This is a genomic window from Bifidobacterium pseudocatenulatum DSM 20438 = JCM 1200 = LMG 10505 (assembly GCF_001025215.1).
Classification (GTDB): Bacteria; Actinomycetota; Actinomycetes; order Actinomycetales; family Bifidobacteriaceae; genus Bifidobacterium; species Bifidobacterium pseudocatenulatum.
In genome coordinates this window covers 2112224-2130266 of sequence record NZ_AP012330.1, presented here as the reverse complement: position 1 = coordinate 2130266, position 18043 = coordinate 2112224, and the positions used below count along the sequence as shown (strand labels likewise).

12 protein-coding genes and 1 pseudogene are annotated in these 18043 nt (G+C 56.1%); 12 read left to right on the top strand and 1 reads right to left on the bottom strand.

What is annotated here, in order from left to right:
- The first annotated feature begins 91 nt into the window (after positions 1–91).
- The 7 genes from BBPC_RS08660 (at position 92) to BBPC_RS08630 (ending at position 11583) form a co-directional block, all read left to right on the top strand.
- Positions 92–874, top strand: coding sequence for an HAD family hydrolase (locus tag BBPC_RS08660; protein ID WP_022244881.1), 783 nt, complete (start codon positions 92–94; stop codon positions 872–874).
- 426 nt (positions 875–1300) lie between these two features.
- Positions 1301–2098, top strand: coding sequence for a TraX family protein (locus BBPC_RS08655; RefSeq protein ID WP_047749691.1), 798 nt, complete (start codon positions 1301–1303; stop codon positions 2096–2098).
- Positions 2099–2236: 138 nt separating this feature from the next.
- Positions 2237–3265, top strand: coding sequence for a LacI family DNA-binding transcriptional regulator (locus BBPC_RS08650; RefSeq protein WP_004223547.1), 1029 nt, complete (start codon positions 2237–2239; stop codon positions 3263–3265).
- A gap of 450 nt (positions 3266–3715) precedes the next feature.
- The gene (locus BBPC_RS08645) at positions 3716–4069 is read left to right on the top strand and encodes a hypothetical protein (protein ID WP_004223544.1); all 354 of its coding nucleotides are present in this window, start codon (positions 3716–3718) and stop codon (positions 4067–4069) included.
- 97 nt (positions 4070–4166) lie between these two features.
- On the top strand, positions 4167–8516 hold the full coding sequence (locus BBPC_RS09410; protein WP_004223542.1) for a SpaA isopeptide-forming pilin-related protein: 4350 nt from the start codon (positions 4167–4169) through the stop codon (positions 8514–8516).
- A gap of 147 nt (positions 8517–8663) precedes the next feature.
- Positions 8664–10184: an isopeptide-forming domain-containing fimbrial protein gene (locus BBPC_RS08635; RefSeq protein WP_033524384.1), complete on the top strand. Its 1521-nt coding sequence runs from the start codon at positions 8664–8666 to the stop codon at positions 10182–10184.
- 307 nt (positions 10185–10491) lie between these two features.
- Positions 10492–11583 carry a Cna B-type domain-containing protein gene (locus BBPC_RS08630; RefSeq protein ID WP_033524385.1) on the top strand — a complete coding sequence of 364 codons (1092 nt, stop codon included), beginning with the start codon at positions 10492–10494 and terminating at the stop codon, positions 11581–11583.
- Here the strand turns inward: BBPC_RS08630 and BBPC_RS10145 are convergent.
- Positions 11539–11904 carry a hypothetical protein gene (locus BBPC_RS10145; RefSeq protein WP_226679678.1) on the bottom strand — a complete coding sequence of 122 codons (366 nt, stop codon included), beginning with the start codon at positions 11902–11904 and terminating at the stop codon, positions 11539–11541. The genes BBPC_RS08630 and BBPC_RS10145 overlap by 45 nt on opposite strands.
- Here BBPC_RS10145 and BBPC_RS08625 point away from each other — a divergent pair.
- From BBPC_RS08625 to dnaK, 5 genes and pseudogenes are all read left to right on the top strand, one after another.
- A complete protein-coding gene (locus BBPC_RS08625; RefSeq protein ID WP_033524394.1) occupies positions 11903–12736 on the top strand; it encodes a class C sortase in 834 nt (277 codons plus the stop codon). The genes BBPC_RS10145 and BBPC_RS08625 overlap by 2 nt on opposite strands.
- Positions 12737–12843: 107 nt before the next feature.
- Positions 12844–13770 carry a sulfite exporter TauE/SafE family protein gene (locus tag BBPC_RS08620; RefSeq protein WP_004223535.1) on the top strand — a complete coding sequence of 309 codons (927 nt, stop codon included), beginning with the start codon at positions 12844–12846 and terminating at the stop codon, positions 13768–13770.
- A gap of 233 nt (positions 13771–14003) precedes the next feature.
- A pseudogene (locus tag BBPC_RS08615) lies at positions 14004–14645 on the top strand (alkaline phosphatase); the annotation flags it as partial.
- A gap of 382 nt (positions 14646–15027) precedes the next feature.
- On the top strand, positions 15028–15825 hold the full coding sequence (locus tag BBPC_RS08610) for an AIM24 family protein (protein WP_004223528.1): 798 nt from the start codon (positions 15028–15030) through the stop codon (positions 15823–15825).
- Between the two features lie 355 nt (positions 15826–16180).
- A complete protein-coding gene (gene dnaK / locus BBPC_RS08605) occupies positions 16181–18043 on the top strand; it encodes a molecular chaperone DnaK (RefSeq protein ID WP_004223527.1) in 1863 nt (620 codons plus the stop codon).

Sequence of the window (18043 nt, the reverse complement as noted above, 5' to 3'; positions counted from 1 at the left end):
ATGTAACGCATTGGTTTGCAAGGGCAGCGGCTGCAAAGTGGCAATCGCCGCCGCCGGTAAAGCGGCGACGATGCCGATGAAAGGACCTGCTATGGAAAACGTGACGCATACCCCTAAATACGAGGTTGTGTTCTTCGATCTGTATGGAACGCTTATTGACATACGTACCGACGAACAGTGCGACGCGGCCTGGCAGGCCTTGTATGACACCGCTTGCGAGCTTGGAGCGCAATACGATTCGGTTGAGGCACTGCGTGAACGTTTCGAAAAACTTGAGGCGCGCGAAATGCTGCATCAGTCGAATCATGCCATCGTTCGCAATGGGTGGGACGAGTTCGACGTGCTGCCGGTGTACCGCTCGCTGCTCATGAATCGCAACGACGAGGCGGAACGGTTGCTGGCGTTGCCGCAGGCCGCTCAAAAGGCCGCGTGGGCGTTCCGTCAGGGTAGCACCAGCATGATCCGCCTGTATCCGGGTGCGCTGGAAATGATCGAAAAACTGCAGGAAGCCGGCATTGTCGTGGCGCTGCTCAGCAACGCGCAATCCTGCTATACCCGTGCCGAGTTGGAAATGACGGGACTTGCCAGCGTGCTTGACGACGTGATCATCTCCAGCGAGGAAAAGATTCGCAAGCCCGCGCGCGATTTGTATATGCTGGCGCTCGACCGTGAATTCGTTACCGCCAAGCATGCGCTGATGGTGGGCAATGACGAGAAGAACGATATTGTCGGTGCGCGTTCGGCGGGCATTGACGGCGTGTATTTCCGCACGGAGATTTCGCCGGCCGACGATCCGGATGCGTCGAGTTATGCGGTGCGTTCGTTTAAGGGTGCCGATTATGAAGGATTGCTGGATTACGTGCTGAACGCCTGATCTTTCGCATTGCGTGCGTACTGCTCGTGTATTGCGGGGCGTGCGTTGCGTTGCGCGTATTGCGCGGCGTGCGCCACGTTTACGGGGGTCACCTTTCGTAAAGCGTGTAAGGTATGTTGCATACATTTGCAGCATACGTTCGCAGGATTTTTGCAACAATGGCAAGATGATGCGAGTAAAGCTACGTGAAAGCACGAAAGACATAGTGTGAAACAATCGCGTGAAACATGTCGCACAGGGGTTACGTGAAAAACATATTGCGCGGAATGCTGTGCAAGCGCGTGAGACGCGAAGCTCCGCATATGGCAGCGATGCCGCAACGCGATACCGCGGCGTAATGTCGTGACGTGGCACAGTGTGCGCAGACGATTACGTGCGCGCATGATTGCTTGCGCGATGGAATCGAGGAAAACTCGAGGAGGACTTATGGAAGGCTACACCGAAAACGGCGCCGGAACCGACGTCACCGACCAGATCGGCTTTGCGGGCATGCGCCGCAAGAAAAAGCAGCGCCGCGGATTGAGCGTATTCCAGCTCAAGGTAATCGGCGCGGTGGCGCTGGTGCTTTCCGCCGGCAGTACCACGCTGGTGCCACTGATTTTCGGATCCGACACGAGCAACATGACGTCGCTTACGGCCATGGTGCTATGCGAAGTGGTGTCGTGGTTCGCCGCGCCGATCTACGCGTGGCTGCTGGTGCAAGGCTTCCAGCAGACGCGCAATCGCGTGGCATACGGCGTGCAGCTGCTGTTGCTGGCACTAATCGCCGAAGTGCCGTACGATCTCGCCACTTCGGGCAAGCCGTTCGATTTCGGCTCGCAGAATCCGGTGTTCGGCCTGTTCATCGCCTTCGCCATGCTCGCAGCAATGAAATGGGTGGCGCAGCGCTACCAAGGTGCCATGCTCGTGATCTCCGACATTGTGCTGGTAGTGGTTGCCGTATTGTGGGATCTGCTGTTGCGTGTCGGACTGCGCCAGCATCTGATGAGCCTGGGTGCGGTGACGCTTGGTTTCGTGCTGATTTTCTGGCTGATGCGCTCGCGTGAAAACACCATGATGTTCACGGCCGGTCTGTTCGGTGCGGTGATGATGATTGCGCCTGGCGTCGGTGTTGCATTCGTGCACTACTACAATGGCAAACTCGGATACAAACATTCATGGACTAAGTGGATGTTCTATGCCTTCTATCCGGTAATTTTGCTGATTTGCGCGGCTGTCGCATGAAATTTGATCATATTGCGAGAGTTTTGACAACGTTCGCACTATAATGAAAACAGATTGAGAGAGCGTCGTCGCTCCAAATACCACCCGTTCCACTGTTGGCAGGGGTGCGATGATGCTGTGAGCTGCAAAGGGGCTGACATGGACAAGGCTGGCATTCGTGAGGTGGCCAAGGCCGCAGGAGTGTCGATTTCGACGGTTTCGCGCGCGTTCACGCGTCCGGAGCTCGTTTCCGAGCGTACCAGGCGCAAGGTGCTCGACACCGCGGACCGGTTGGATTTTAATATCTCCCGTTCCGCGACGGCACTGAAGTCAGGGCAAACGTACCGTGTCGCCATGCTGATGAATGAGGAAATCACCAGCTGGTTCAATATGGAAGTATTCGCTGGAATCAATTCCGTCATGCATGATGCCGGATACGACATCTCTCTGTTCCAGCATGTCGATACCGGTGAGAACAGGCGTGACTTCTTTACGAATCTTCCGGTGCGACGCAACGTCGACGCCGTGTTCGTAACGTCGTTCGGCGTCGAACCGGAGGAAATCCAGCAGTTGCAGCGTATTCATGTGCCGATCATCGGCATCAACACGCCATCGCAGGAAGGCTTCGACGCAACGATCTCCGTCGACGATGAAGACGGCATGTTCTCGTCCGCGCAGCATCTAATCAATCTTGGGCACAAAAACATTGTGTACGTGTGCTCCGATGCAGTCGATTCGATCAATTCGTCGATCGATGCGCGCGGGCAGGGCTTCATTCGCGCATGCAAGACCATGGAGGGCACGCACGATTTCAAGTGGCGCGTGCTTTCCGTGCCGCGCGGCAAAACGTTCGCCGATTCGGCGTTGACCGCGCTGCTTGCGTTGGATGAGTTCCCCGACGGCATTTGCTGCCAGACCGATATGATGGCGATTCCGCTCGTGCTGCGCCTTGACCGGTATGGGCATCGCACGCCGCGCGACTATTCGATCATCGGCTTCGACGATTCCGCATATGCCGACACCGTGAACCTGACGACCATGCGTCAGGATCCGTTCGCCATGGGTCGTGCCGCAGCGCGGAAGGCCGTGAAGCTGATTGCGGGGGAGACTCTCGAAAATCCGTATGAGGTGGTGCGTGCCCAGCTTGTGCTCCGCGGCACCGACTCCGTCTACGGCGGAGATCGCTGATTTTTCTGCCACTCTTCTTCATGCCTCCGTACTTGCCGTTTTGATTCACGCCGACAATACGGGGGTATTTTGCATATACTGCCAGCTGCCGCCGTCTGCGCAACGCTGCTGGTGGTGTCTGCACAAGTTCCGTTGCGTGTCTTGGGCGTCGTAGACGACGGTGACTCGCTTTTTGCCGACCGCGTCGAGGTGCGATCCGGAGTGGATTTTCCGGTTTCGCTCGGGTACTTGCCGTCTTCGTAGGATGCGGGGCTTGCAACCGTCATCATAGTTCATTTCGCAACCTTGGTTGTCACGGCTCGATCCCTTACGCGCCCTTGTCTCATATGTAGCTGTTGGAGAGTGTGCGAGCCCTGAAAATTTATCCCTGTGGTCGGAGGTTTTGCCGCCTGTTGCGAGGTTATGAGATTTCCATGGTTGATTTGTGATTGTTGATTGTAACGAGTGTGGATGGGCGGCGGGGACGGGGAAATTGGGGTATGGTACACGGGTGTACTAGGGGGTATTTTCATGAAAATTTCTGCAATGAATGAAACGGTTTGCAATCATTTGTTTCGCGACACGCCGTGGAGGGTATCGGTTAGATTAACAAAGACTGATCGCAGGGGTAACCTCGGCGTTTTTGCGAACGATTTCAAACTCCAGTTGGCAGAACGGATTAGACGCTTCGGTACTGGAAAACAAAGGTTTTACCACCTTTATATCGGGGGGGGGGGTGGTATTTTTGTTTCAGTGATTTTCATGAATGCAAAGGTTATCATTTTGAGACGTACCCACAAGGTGCGGGAGAAAGAAAAAGGTTGAGTGGCGTAGTTGCCACTCCTGTAGATGGCATATTGCAAAGGATGTCGTGTTAGAGTCGGAATGTCTGAGGGGGGTCTGATTCGTGCAGTTAGGGGACATGATGAAGAGATTGCTCAGAGGCGGAGCGAGGAGCTCGGCGCCACAGCATTACTCGGGAGCGCGAGTGGTATCTGCCCGCGCCTTCTCTCATGCCCGCTCCCTGACCGCCGCCGCAGTCGCAGTTGCCATGATGGCCTCCGTAGCCGTCACCGCCTTCATCCCCACCTACAGCGCCAATGCCGAAGGTGCGGCAGGAGACAATGGCGGTATCTGCACCCCGCAATCCATAACCTTGGGCACTGATACGGGTCACAGTACGGAAGATACCGGCGTCGCCACATATGTGGGCGGCGACATGTACGTTGGCAAGAAGACCGGCGGAAACATGCTAGATGTTAACGGTCCAAGCGGGTCGTATGCTGTGGAAGCCGAAGGCCTAACCGCGGTCAAAGGAAAGCTTTTGATGCACCCGCTTAAAGGTGCGTGGGCCACGTATTTCACCGATGCGGACGGTGCTAAGAACGGCTATGTAAAGGATTACCGGGGTTTCCGCTTCGGTGTCGTGGGCTTTGGCGGTCAGTATCGTCCTAAAGATGGTTCTGTTGTGCTGGACGTTAAAGGTGACAGCAACGATTCGAGCATTGGCTGGGTTAAGGGCACTCAAGCTTGGGGAAATGCTGGCTGGGTTGGCAAGAACAAGAACACTGAGCCGTCCTACTCCGCAAATATCGCGGGCGATAGCACCACGGTATATGGTGGTTCTTCGAATCAGATTTTGGGAAATGGATCAAAGAACACCGACACCAATCGGTACGACTCCAGGAACTCCGTCTATGTGCCAGGCGGCATGGAGGGTACTGTCAGCTGGAAACAGACTGATGAGACGATCGGCTCGACTAATGAAAAGTTCTCGGACTTTGACACATATATCAAGAAGTTGTCAAACGACTTGTCTTCCCTGAAGGGGTTCGGAAGCGTATATGTTACCACTGCGACATATTCTTCGGACAGCTATAACAATTTGAAGCGTACGAAATATGACGTCAATGAGTACGACAACGGTAGCTATACTTTTACGATTAACAACGTCAATGAGAAGGTAATTAAGTTTCAGGGTGACGGGAAAGCCTCTATGCAGGTGTTCAACCTTCCCGCAAGCTTTCTCAATGATTCTTCGAGCTATACGGGTGTCAGTTTCGACTTTTCCGGTATTCCCGATAGCGCTTCCGTGGTCATTAATGTGACCGGAAAGAACGTGGATTTTCATAACGGTTGGCGTTTCTGGTGGACTGATGAAAGCGGTACCAAGCGTGAGCTTGGTGGTTCTTATGCGGACTCGGAGTATGCTAAGCGTGCGCAGCAGATCATGTGGAATTTTGCTGACGCTACAAATGTGGTTATCCATGGTGGCCAAGGTAGTGGCACTACGACGCGTAGGGACGCAAACTCCAATCTGGAAAAAGCTGATGGCGTATGGGATAAGTCGTTTGCCATGGAGACTAAGGATGATCCTGCCGCTGGCATGCTCGGCAGCATCCTCGTGCCGAATGGCAGCTTCGAATCTCACGTGAGCACCAACGGTCGTGTATGGGTTGGCGGGGATTTCTCCATGTACAATCCGGATGCGGTTGGCAATACTAATAACGGTACTTTCTACAAGTTCCTCAACTACGAGCGCAGCTACTCGGCTTCCGCGCTTGATATGGATCAGGAACGCCACAACCTGCCGTGGAACGGCTCGTACTCTACCCAGTGCGCGGTCATTCAGATCAACAAGGTAGACAACAACGACAATGCCTTGGCTGGCACCACGTGGGGTGTGTACAAGACTTACGCAGATGCCGCGAACGGTGGCGAGGCGATTACGACGGTTACTGACGGTAATGCGCTGTCTGACAAAGACGGTGTTGATAACGGCACCATTCAGGTCGGCAATCTCAAGACCAACAGCAACTACTACCTGAAGGAACTTGGAGCGCCAAAAGGCTATCAGATTTCCAGCAAGGTGTACCGCATCACTGCGGGCGACCAAGGCTCTCTCGTACAAGATGTTTACGAGAGCGCAGACGGAACCAATTGGACTCCGGTTTCTGACAACAAGATTGTGAACTATCCGCAGTCCGCGTCGATTTCCTGGACGAAGAATGGTGAAGATGATAAACCGTTGGCAGATTCCAGTTGGGAAATCACTGCTAACGATGGCAGAACTTACATCGTTGAAGACAATATGGTGCAGGTTTCCAGCGTCACCATTCTGAAGGATGGCGTTGATGCTGGTGATTCGCTGAGTATTACTCAGAATAGTTCGGCTACTTTGACCGCGCAGGTGCAGCCTGCGAATGCGGCACAGGATGTGAAGTGGGAGTCAAGCAATTCCGCTGTCGCAACCGTTAGCGATGGAACGGTGACCGGCATTGCCCCAGGTACTGCTGTGATTACGGTCAAGCCTGTTGGCGACGATTCAATCAGCGATTCCATAACGGTCACCGTCACTGCGGTTCAGGTGACATCTCTGACGGTGAAAACCGGTAATATGGATGTGGCGAACAATGCATCGTTCAGCTTGTCAAAGGGAAACTATCAGCGGTTCACTGCCACTGTTGATCCCGCTAATACGGCGGTTTCATGGACGTCGAGCGCTGAGAGCGTTGCGACGGTGGACAGCGACGGCAAAGTTACCGCCGTTGCTTCAGGTACGGTGACGATTACCGCAAAAGCAGGAAGCCTTTCCGTTTCGTTCACTGTTACCGTGCCTAAGGATACGCATTATACGGTCATTTACTTTAATAATCCTGGCAAATGGAGCACCCCATACCTGTGGTACAGCCTTGACGGCACGGATGGCTCTTGGCGCGAGGCGGCAATGACCAGGGACTATAGCAGTAATAATTGCGGCGACTGGAGCTATGTCAAAATTCAGAATGATGACCGGAAGCAGATCACTTTCAAGTTCAAGAGCGGTTCTGATAACGGAACTGCGTCTTGGGATGGGCCGAGTGGTGGTGGAAACTATGTCGCGGACTACAGTGCGGTGATTACCGTACAGAAGTCGAGCGGCCTGAATACCTCCGCGAATGTGTATGCCACAGCTCCGAGTGGTTGCGCGGCAAACGTTTCTGCAAAGAACGTTGAAGCCAAGGTGTCTGCCGCTGTGTATTACGAGCAGGGCGCTGCTGACGTAGTGCTCGCAAACGAGACTGTTGCACGTACGACTGCCTGCACGAAGTCTGAGCCGAACGGCGACCAGCTTGGCGTAATGTGCGATATCAACGCTGACGCGGGCAAGTTCGAGGTCAAGGATCTGGCGGACGGCACGTACAAGCTGAAAGAGCATGAAGCGCCAACCGGATACACCAAGACAGACGTTTGGTACACATTCGTAATTAGCGACGGTCAAGTCACAACCGTGACGAGGCATGAGAACGCGGATGATGCTACGGGCACAACTGTTGGCGCCATTGAGATTGTGTTCACGGATACTCGCACCAAGGTGACGTGGAATAAGATCGATGGCACCGACAAGGCGAAAATTGCAGGATCGTCTTGGACGATTGCTTCCGGCAAGGTAAGCGATGGTTCGTTCACGGCGAATGGCGGAACGCCGATCACAGTGACCGATTGCACATCATCATGCGTTGCCAATGGCATGGGTGATGAAAACGCCGATCCAGGTGCGTTCACTGTTTCCGGTCTGCCGGTCAACACGAACGGCGAGATCTACCAGCTTCAGGAAGCCCGCAACCCGACTGCCCACGCAGGCACACCTACGTACTACTTCCGGTTGACTGATTCGAACGGAGACGTCACCTTGTACAAGGACCCTGCCCTTACCGTCGCGGCCAGCAATATCATCGAGAACCCTCGTGTGCTCGGTGAAGTGAGCTGGTCAAAGGTCAGCTCGGAAAATGATTCCTTGCTGCTTGCCGGATCGGAATGGAAAGTCACCCAGACCAGCGAGTTCAAGTACGGAAACGATGGCGTAAACGGCACGTTTGAAAAGCTCGCCACTTCTAAAGAGTACTTCGTGACTGACTGCATGGATGCGTGCTCGAGCGAAGGCTTTGCGGACGAAGATTCCAGTGCCGGTAAGTTCAAACTGACGGGTTTGCCTTGGGGTGAATACACGTTGGAAGAGAACAAGGCTCCCGACGGGTACAACCTCGGCGGTGTTGTCTACAAGTTCACCATCGGTCCAAGTTCGTATAACGGCTCCGCATGGAGCGTTGCGCTCACTGTCGACGGCGCAACCGGTCCCGCTGACAACAAGATTGAGAATCAGCCGGGGGTGGTGTTGCCGGGGACGGGCGGCGACGGAAATATGAAGACTTTGGCTACGGGATTGCTTGTGGCCATGGCATCCGTTGCGACGGCCGGACTGGCCCTGAAAGTCAGGAGGCGTCGGCAATGAACACGTCTAGAAGAGGAGGGGATGGTCCGTAAAACAAACGACCACTGCCTTCTGGGCAATAACTCAATAACTGAAAAATAATTGAAAACGTTGGAAAACAACGAAGATTTCAACAAGTTTATGGAAAAAGGAAAGAAAGGGAGAACAATGAATAAGGTTCTCAAAGGCCTCGTCGCTGTGGCAGCATCCGCAGCCATGGCCGTCGCCGGCATGTTCGGCGCAGGCACCGCAATGGCAGCGAACACGTACCAGATTACTGTGCCGGCCGAAGATACGCACACCTACTCTGTGTATCAGATTTTCACCGGTTCTTTGAGCACGGACGGTACTCTGGGTGACGTCACCGCTGGCAAGAACTTCAATGAAAATAATGGTGCTGGCGAGGGAAACGCTAATTTGACTGCCGCCGAAGCTGCCGTCAAGATCGCTGCGCTTGAGAGCACTGCTGATGACACTACGAAGTTGGCAACCATTTCCAAGTTCGTTGATCTGAGCGGTGCTGCTTTCGGCTCGGTCTCCAAGGACGCCTCTCTTGATGCTGCCGCAGGTTACTACCTGCTGAAGGACAGCACCGCCGTGACTGGTGACGATGCTTCCACCCTGTTCATCGTGCGGGTCAATGGTCCGGTGACTGTGAACCGTAAGGCTGACAAGCCGACCTTTGAAAAGAAGGTCAAGGACATCAACGATTCCACTGGTGACACCACCGGATGGCAGGATTCCGCCGACTACGACGTGAATGACAAGGTGCCGTTCCAGCTGACCGCCACCCTGCCGACCGATGCGGCTGATTTCGCCGCATACAAGACCTACAAGCTGGTCTTCCACGATACTCAGTCCGCAGGTCTGACTTTCAATAGCGAATCCGTGGTTGTCAAGTATGAAGGCAAGCAGCTTAGCGCTGACTCCTACACTCTCAACACGGCTACTACCGATAATCACACCTTCGACCTCACCATTGCTGATGCAAAGTCCGTCAAGGGCACTGATAGCAAGGCAATCACCGTTGCTGCTGGCGGCAAGTTCACCGTCGAATACACTTCTACGCTGAATGATCAGGCTGTAATCGGCTCTACGGGTAACCCGAACGAGGCCTCCCTTGAGTTCTCCAACAACCCGAATGTTGGCGGCGAAGGCGAAACCGGCGAAACCCCTAAGGATAAGGTCATCGTGTTCACCTATGAGCTGGACATCACCAAGACCTTCAGCGATAACGGCACCCCGGCTGAGAATGACCTGCCGAAGTTCAAGCTCTACAAGTATGACGAGGCTCAGAAAGACTACGCCACTGATCTCGGTGAAGTGACCGTCGTCAAGGGCACGGATGGCAAGTACACTACCTCCTACAAGCGCATCGACGACGGCAAGTACAAGCTCGTGGAAACCCACACTCCGGCAGGCTACAACACCGCAGCGGATAAGTTCTTCGAAATCACTGCAGAGCATGACGTTGATGCTGCTGATCCGAAGCTGATCTCGCTCAAGATCGATTCGACTGCTGGCGATACGACCACCGGTGTTGTCGCCACCACCATCGTGAACCAGAAGGGCTCCAACCTGCCATCCACTGGTGGCATGGGCACGGTGATGCTGTATGTGGCTGGCGTGGCAGTGTTCGTGCTCGCTGGCGCAACCCTGGTCATGGCGCTGCGTCGCCGCAACGCCTGATCTCACAGATCACAGTCAACATAACTGAAAATCAAAAACCATAACTGAAAATAACTACACATGAAACCGCTGTTGCCATGCACTTACCTCCGCATGGCAACAGCGGAATCATCACAATCATCATAATTTAAAAATAATTGAACAATAACTGAACCCACATATGTCAGGCTGGATTGCCTCAAATCCCTTGTAAACTGCCTAAACTAACGAGAATTCAGCCTGACTCCCTAATTTTTCCAAGTCGCAAGTTGGGGGCGACTTGATATTTCTAGTTTTCATAGAAAGAACCACAGAAGAGGGGCTGGCAATGAAGGAACACACGATCGCAAGCCGCATCGTCGCAACATGCTGCGCAGCTGCCGTCGCATGTGCCGCCGCAATCTGTGCACTCACCACTCGCGATGCGGTTGCGGCGCCAACAGACTCTGCCAGCGGCAGCATCGCCATTACGTATCAACGCAAAAGCAATGACGGGGCTGACTCTAATGCGGGAGGCGCTTCCGATTCTGGAGCCGCTGGAACGGGCGATTTCGCCATTCCGGGAGCAACCTTCCGCCTATACAAAGTCGGGCAAGTCTCGTCCGGCGCAAACTTCGAACCCGTCGCACCATTCACCGACTCCACCGCATACCCGATCGACTGGTCGAAAGTAACCGGATATGACGCGCAAGTGTACCGCGACGTGGCCAACACGCTCGCCGGACTCATCGCGGCGAACGGGGCAAGCGAATCCGCAGCCGTGGACTCGGGCGAAACCGACAAAGCCGGGCGACTCACGTTCGCCGGCGTGGAAGACGGGCTGTATCTGGTCGTGTCCGATAGCGTGAAAGTCGAAGGCGCTGCTGGCGCGGCTGCTGTTGGCGGAACGGCCGACGAAGACTCCTACTGGCAGTGCGCTTCCGCCAACATGCTCGTCGCCATGCCGCAAGACGGCGTCTCCAACGGATCACGCGAACTCGCCATCGAGCCAAAAACCGAATGCTCCACCCAACTCAAGCCGACCCTGGAACGCACCGTGCGCAAAGTGTGGAACGATCGCAACGACTCCGACGGCAAGCGTCCCGAATCCATCACCGTGAAATTATTGCGTGACGGCGTGGTATTCGAAGAAGTGAAACTCAACGAGTCCAACAAGTGGGCACATTCGTGGACGGGACTTTCCTCCGCACACCAGTGGGCGGTGGTCGAAGCTTCCGTACCCAGCGGGTACACCACCCTCTCTGACGTGGAAGGCGACACCACCACCATCACCAACACGCACACGCCACCCGAAACCCCGCCCGCACACACCGGCTCGGCGGTACAGAGCGTGGCCTGGATGGCAGCCGCCATCTGCGCCGCAGCATTGGTACTCTTAGGCGTAGTGAGGATTGCGAGAAAGCGGGAAGGCGAACAGTAGCGTGAAACGGCGGCGGAGCGGAAACAGCGAATCGGGAGAACCGAGCACTGAAGCGCGCCGTGAAACTGCTGAAGCGCGCCGTAAGATTGCCGGGGATTCCGCGGATATTGCCGGCTCTTCCGACTTTGCCGGATTCTCAGAATTCGCTGAATTTTCGGAAAGCACGGAAGGCATGGAAAGTGCGGAAGGTTCTGCGGAAGGCGCGGAAAGTGCGAAATCGGAATCTTTGAAATCTGTAAAATCTTCGGAACAATCGAAGAAACCGAAGAAAAAGTCGAACGCGCTGCTCGACGTATTAATCGCAATATCCGCAATATTCATGATCGGCGCGATCTGCCTCATCGCATACCCAACATTCAGCGACTGGTGGAACCGCATGCACCAGTCGTACGCCGTGGCAAGCTACGTGGAACAAACCGAAGATCTCTCCGGCGAAGAAAAACAGCACATGCTCGACGCGGCGCACGCCTACAACGAGGCGCTCGCGGCGAACGGCGACCGCTGGCACCTGACCGACGAGCAGAAGCAAACATACGAAAACACGCTCGACATAACCGGTACCGGCATCATGGGATACGTGACCATACCGCGCATCAAAGTGAAACTGCCCGTCTACCATGGCACCAGCGAAGGCGTGCTGCAAATCGCGGCAGGGCATTTGGCGGGAACGTCACTGCCCGTAGGCGGCGAAACCACGCATGCGGTGATTTCCGGGCATACCGGATTGCCCAGCGCGAAACTGCTCACCGGTCTCGACGAACTGCAAAAAGGCGACACGTTCGCATTCCACGTGCTCGACGAAACCTACACGTACCAGGTTGACCAAATTTCCGTAGTGCTGCCGAGCGACATCAGCAAACTCAACATCGAATCCGGCAAAGACTACGCGACGCTGATCACATGCACGCCATACGGGGTGAACTCGCACAGGCTGCTCGTGCGCGGGCATCGCATACCGAACCCGAAAGTGCCGGACGCGACCACGTACGACGAGCCGGGGTATATGACGGCTGTGGCGGCTCTTGTGATTGGGCTGCTCGTGTCGATCATTGGATTCGCGTGCGTATGGCTGGCACGGCTGTGGCGGCGCGGGCGCATCGTGAAAGCCGATCGCGTGGCTGCCGGGCGCCACTCGTCCGGCAGACGGGCGTAGTTTCTCTTCTTCCTTCTCGTATTCTGCCGGTCTTGCGACGCTGCGATGTGTGGGAATGTACTATCGCAATTATCGCAAGATGAAGAAAGTGCGATGGTAGGGGAGAGATGAAGAAATCGGATATTTCCAATATTTCGAATGCTGAAAGTGTTGAACGCGCTGAAGAAAGTGTGCGATCGAGTGTGCAACCGAGCGGGAAATTCGGCGGGAAAGCGGATCGACTGTTTGGTGCGGATCCTGCGGGACTCGACGAATCCGCGCGAGGCATTGCGGTGCTGGTGATCGTCGGCGTGGCAGTAGGACTGCTGTCAGGCATGTTCGGCATCGGCGGCGGCACCGTGATCGTGCCCGCGCTGGTATGGCTCGGACTGACGCAACGCAATGCGGCGGCGACGTCAATGCTTGCGATCGTACCGACCTCGATTTCCGGCGTCATTTCGTACGCGACTTGCGGAAACGTGGACTGGCTCGCCGCGCTGCTGCTGTTTTGCGGCATGTTTGTGGGCGGGCAGATTGGCAGCTGGCTGCTTTCGCGCTTGCCGGAACTTGTGCTGCGATGGATTTTCGTAGTGTTTCTCGTGTTTGTGGTGGTGAACCAGATAAGTTTTGTGCCGTCGCGCGACCAGCACATTGCGATGAGTGCGCTGACCGGAGTTTGCCTGGTGCTGCTGGGCGTGGTGATTGGCATATTGGCGGGACTGCTGGGGATTGGCGGCGGGGCGCTCGCCGTGCCCGCGCTATCGATGCTGTTCGGCGCTTCCGATCTGATTGCGCGAGGCACGTCGCTGCTGGCCATGTTTCCGAACTCGATCACGACGAGCGTGGCAAACCTGAAACGAAGGCTGGTGCATGTGAAGGCCGCGCTGATTATTGGCTTGGTGGCTGCCGTTACCGCGCCATTCGGTACGTGGATAGCGGGCGCGGTCTCGCCCCGCGTCGGATCGATTCTGTTCGCCTGCTACCTGTGCGTGCTCCTGATTCGCAGCCTCTTCGTAGCCGTCAAGGCCACTCGTTCCGCCCGCGCCTCTTCCTGACGCGCCGCGCCCCTGCCTGACCGTTTGCCCTTCATGCGACAAAAGCATGAGTCATAATTCAGTATTTAGGGGGTATTGGGAATGATGGTTGACGGAAAGAGGATTTGAGATAAGTGTTCACTTTGTGAAGACGAGAGTTCACGTTTTGTTCGTCCAAAACGCCTCGGAAGTTGGTTTGCGAAACCTGGCGTGGAGATTGCAATACAGCACAGGCTGAAGAAAGAAGAAAAAAGATGAGCAATCGAAAGGCTCTCAAAGGAGCGATTGCAGCAATCGCTTCCGTTGCAACGCTCGGCGCGCTTGCGGCACCGGCGCTCGCCAACGAAACTTCCACTTACAATCTGAACGGCAAGTCCGTTGCGGAACTGGCTCAGCACGGCGGCGCACAGCGCATTGCGGCCATCGGCAACGGCACCGCCAAGAACGTCATCCTGTTCATCGGTGACGGCATGGGCGATTCCGAAATCACCGTCGCCCGCGATTATCTCGGGGGTGCAAACGGCCACTTCGAAGGCCTTGACGCAGTCGGCCAGCCGGCAGAGCTCGGCGACACCAATGCCGGCACCGGCCAGTACACCACCCCGGCCGTGCTCGAATCGCACTCCACCGAGCGTGGCTGCTACGGTCCGCAAGGCAAGACCGACGGCAGCTCCAACGACGCGCTCAAGCGCTGCCTTGCCAACCAGCTCAAGGAAAACGGCGGCATCGGTTCCATTTCCGAGCAGCTGCTCGATACCCGCGCTGACGTGACCATCGGCGGTGGTTCCAAGTACTTCCGCCAGACCGTGCAGGGCGGCGAATGCGCTGGCAAGACCGTGTGGGAGCAGGCCAAGGAAATGGGCTACCAGACCGTCGAGAACGATCCGGCCGCAATCGCGATGATCGTCAAGACCGCCAAGATCAGCCGCTGAAAATCTGAAGAGATCTGAAGAGCGCAAATAAGATCCGGATCGCACGCATTGCAGTGTGGTCCGGATCTTTTGCTTCATCGCACGATTCAGGTTTGGTGACTTCACGATTTGTGGTCTGACCTCACGATTTCATTTTTTAAGCCTTTTTCCGAATCGTGAGGTCGCCAAATCGAAATCGTGAGGTCAATGCAGACAGGGCGGGCCGCAAATCCAAAATGAGATGGGTCGTTCAACGCAGCAAGCGTTGTGAGACAATATCCTTCGAGATGTCTATCTCGCAAACCGGGAGATTATCTCTCGACATCCAAAGTATTATCAACAAAGTATTACCAGCAAAGGAGCATTCGTGCGTATTTACAATCTGACGGATAATGACGATGCCGCAATTGTCGCGCAGCAGGGCATTTTCCAGGTCATGGAGTGGAAGCGCGATTTTTCCGTGACGTACGGCAGCGCCATGGACGCCTACTATGCGTCCGAAATGAACGTGCGCCGCCGTCAACTGGTCTGCAATCTCAATGGCAAGACCGGCGCGGTTGTGCAGGCGGGCGCCATGCAGTGGACCGTCGGCCATGTCGAAGTGACGACCGGTGTGAAGGGCGTTGGCGATTTCATCGGCAAGCTGGCGCGTGGCGCGGTCACCAACGAGTCCGCGGTCAAGCCGGAATACGTGGGCAATGGCGTGGTTGTGCTCGAACCGACCTACCGTCATGTGCTGCTGCTCGATCCGAGCCAGATGGGCGGCGCCATCACCGTGAACGACGGCCTGTTTTACGCTTGCGAAACCACGATTCAGCAGCATGCGGTTATGGTTTCGCGTCCGAGCGCGATGGTGGCCGGCGGCGAGGGCCTGTTCAACCTGTCGCTGATGGGCCAGGGAACGGTTGCGTTGGAGTCGCCGGTGCCCGCTTCCGAAATCGTGACCGTCGATTTGGAGAACGACGAGCTGAAGGTGGACGGCAATTTCGCGATCGCGTGGACGAACGGCCTGCAGTTCACGGTCGAGCGTTCCACGAAGACGCTGATCGGTTCGGCTGCGAGCGGCGAGGGCTTGGTCAACGTGTATCGCGGTACGGGTCGTGTGCTTCTCGCGCCGGTCGCCGCCAATCTGGCTAATCCGAACGCGGGTTCCGGTGCGGCCTGATTTGGCCGGTTGATTGCAGTTAATGGCGATTCGTCAACGAAAGGCAGTTGAAACGTTGACGGATTGCGTTCGCGCCCTGCCGATGGTGAGATGGCAGGTTTTGTTGAGATTGCGATTTGATTGATGTTCGATGGTGATCGCGCCTTGAAATCGTGTCTTGAGATTGTGTCTGATAAAAAGTTGAGCGAAGGGAGCTCAACTTTTTTGTAGATTTGGGAATAATCGCTTGCGATTCAAAGTTGAGTGGTGTAGGCTCAAGTTTTGGAAAGTCCGGGAGGCGGCAAACCGAAACTCGGGCGAAAGAACGAATAGAACAGAAAACGCATAGCGAACCTATCTACAAAGGAGACAAGTTATGGGACGCGCAGTTGGCATCGATCTGGGTACTACTAATTCCTGCATCGCAACTCTTGAAGGTGGCCAGCCCACCGTTATCGTGAACGCTGAAGGCGCTCGCACCACGCCGTCCGTCGTGGCATTCAGCAAGTCCGGCGAGATCCTCGTCGGCGAAGTCGCCAAGCGTCAGGCCGTGACCAACGTCGACCGCACCATCAGCTCCGTCAAGCGCCACATGGGCACCGACTGGACCGTTGAAATCGACGGCAAGAAGTGGACTCCGCAGGAGATCTCCGCACAGGTGCTGATGAAGCTGAAGCGCGACGCCGAAGCCTACCTCGGCGAACCGGTCACCGACGCCGTGATCACCTGCCCGGCATACTTCAACGACGCTCAGCGTCAGGCCACCAAGGACGCCGGCACCATCGCAGGCCTGAACGTGCTGCGTATCATCAACGAGCCGACCGCAGCCGCACTGGCCTACGGCCTCGAAAAGGGCAAGGAAGACGAAACCATCCTGGTCTTCGACCTCGGTGGCGGCACTTTCGATGTGTCCCTGCTGGAGATCGGCAAGGACGACGACGGCTTCTCCACCATTCAGGTGCAGGCCACCAACGGCGACAACCACCTGGGCGGCGACGATTGGGATCAGAAGATCATCGACTGGCTCGTCGGCGAAGTCAAGAACAAGTACGGCATCGACCTGAGCAAGGACAAGATCGCCCTGCAGCGCCTGAAGGAAGCCGCAGAGCAGGCCAAGAAGGAGCTGAGCTCCTCTTCGAGCACCTCCATCTCCATGCAGTATCTGGCCATGACCCCTGACGGCACTCCGGTGCACCTGGACGAAACCCTGACCCGTGCCCACTTCGAGAGCATGACCTCCGACCTGCTGGGCCGCTGCCGCACCCCGTTCAACAACGTGCTGCACGACGCTGGCATCGGTGTTTCCGACATCGACCATGTGGTGCTCGTCGGCGGTTCCACTCGTATGCCGGCCGTCAAGGAGCTCGTCAAGGAGCTTACCGGCGGTAAGGAAGCCAACCAGTCCGTGAACCCGGATGAAGTCGTGGCCGTCGGCGCAGCCGTGCAGTCCGGCGTCATCAAGGGCGACCGCAAGGACGTGCTGCTCATCGACGTGACCCCGCTGTCCCTCGGCATCGAGACCAAGGGTGGCATCATGACCAAGCTCATCGACCGCAACACCGCCATTCCGACCAAGCGTTCCGAGGTCTTCTCCACCGCTGAAGACAACCAGCCGTCCGTGCTCATCCAGGTCTATCAGGGCGAGCGTGAGTTCGCTCGCGACAACAAGCCGCTGGGCACCTTCGAGCTGACCGGCATCGCTCCGGCTCCGCGTGGCGTTCCGCAGATCGAGGTCACCTTCGATATCGACGCCAACGGCATTGTGCACGTGTCCGCCAAGGACAAGGGCACCGGCAAGGAACAGTCCATGACCATCACCGGCGGTTCCGGCCTGGGCAAGGACGAAATCGACCGCATGGTCAAGGAAGCCGAAGCTCACGAAGCCGAAGACAAGAAGCGCAAGGAAGACGCCGAAACCCGCAACCAGGCCGAATCCTTCGCCTATCAGACCGAGAAGCTCGTCAACGACAATAAAGACAAGCTCTCCGACGATGTGGCCAAGGAAGTCACCGATAAGGTCAACGAGCTCAAGGAAGCCCTGAAGGGTGAGGACATTGAGAAGATCAAGTCCGCCCAGAGCGAGCTGATGACCTCCGCCCAGAAGATCGGCCAGGCCCTCTACGCACAGCAGGGTGCCGCCGATGCCGCAGGCGCCGCAGGTGCCGCCGGTTCCGCTCCCGCTGACGACGACGTGGTTGACGCCGAAGTCGTGGACGATGACGACAAGGACAACAAGTAA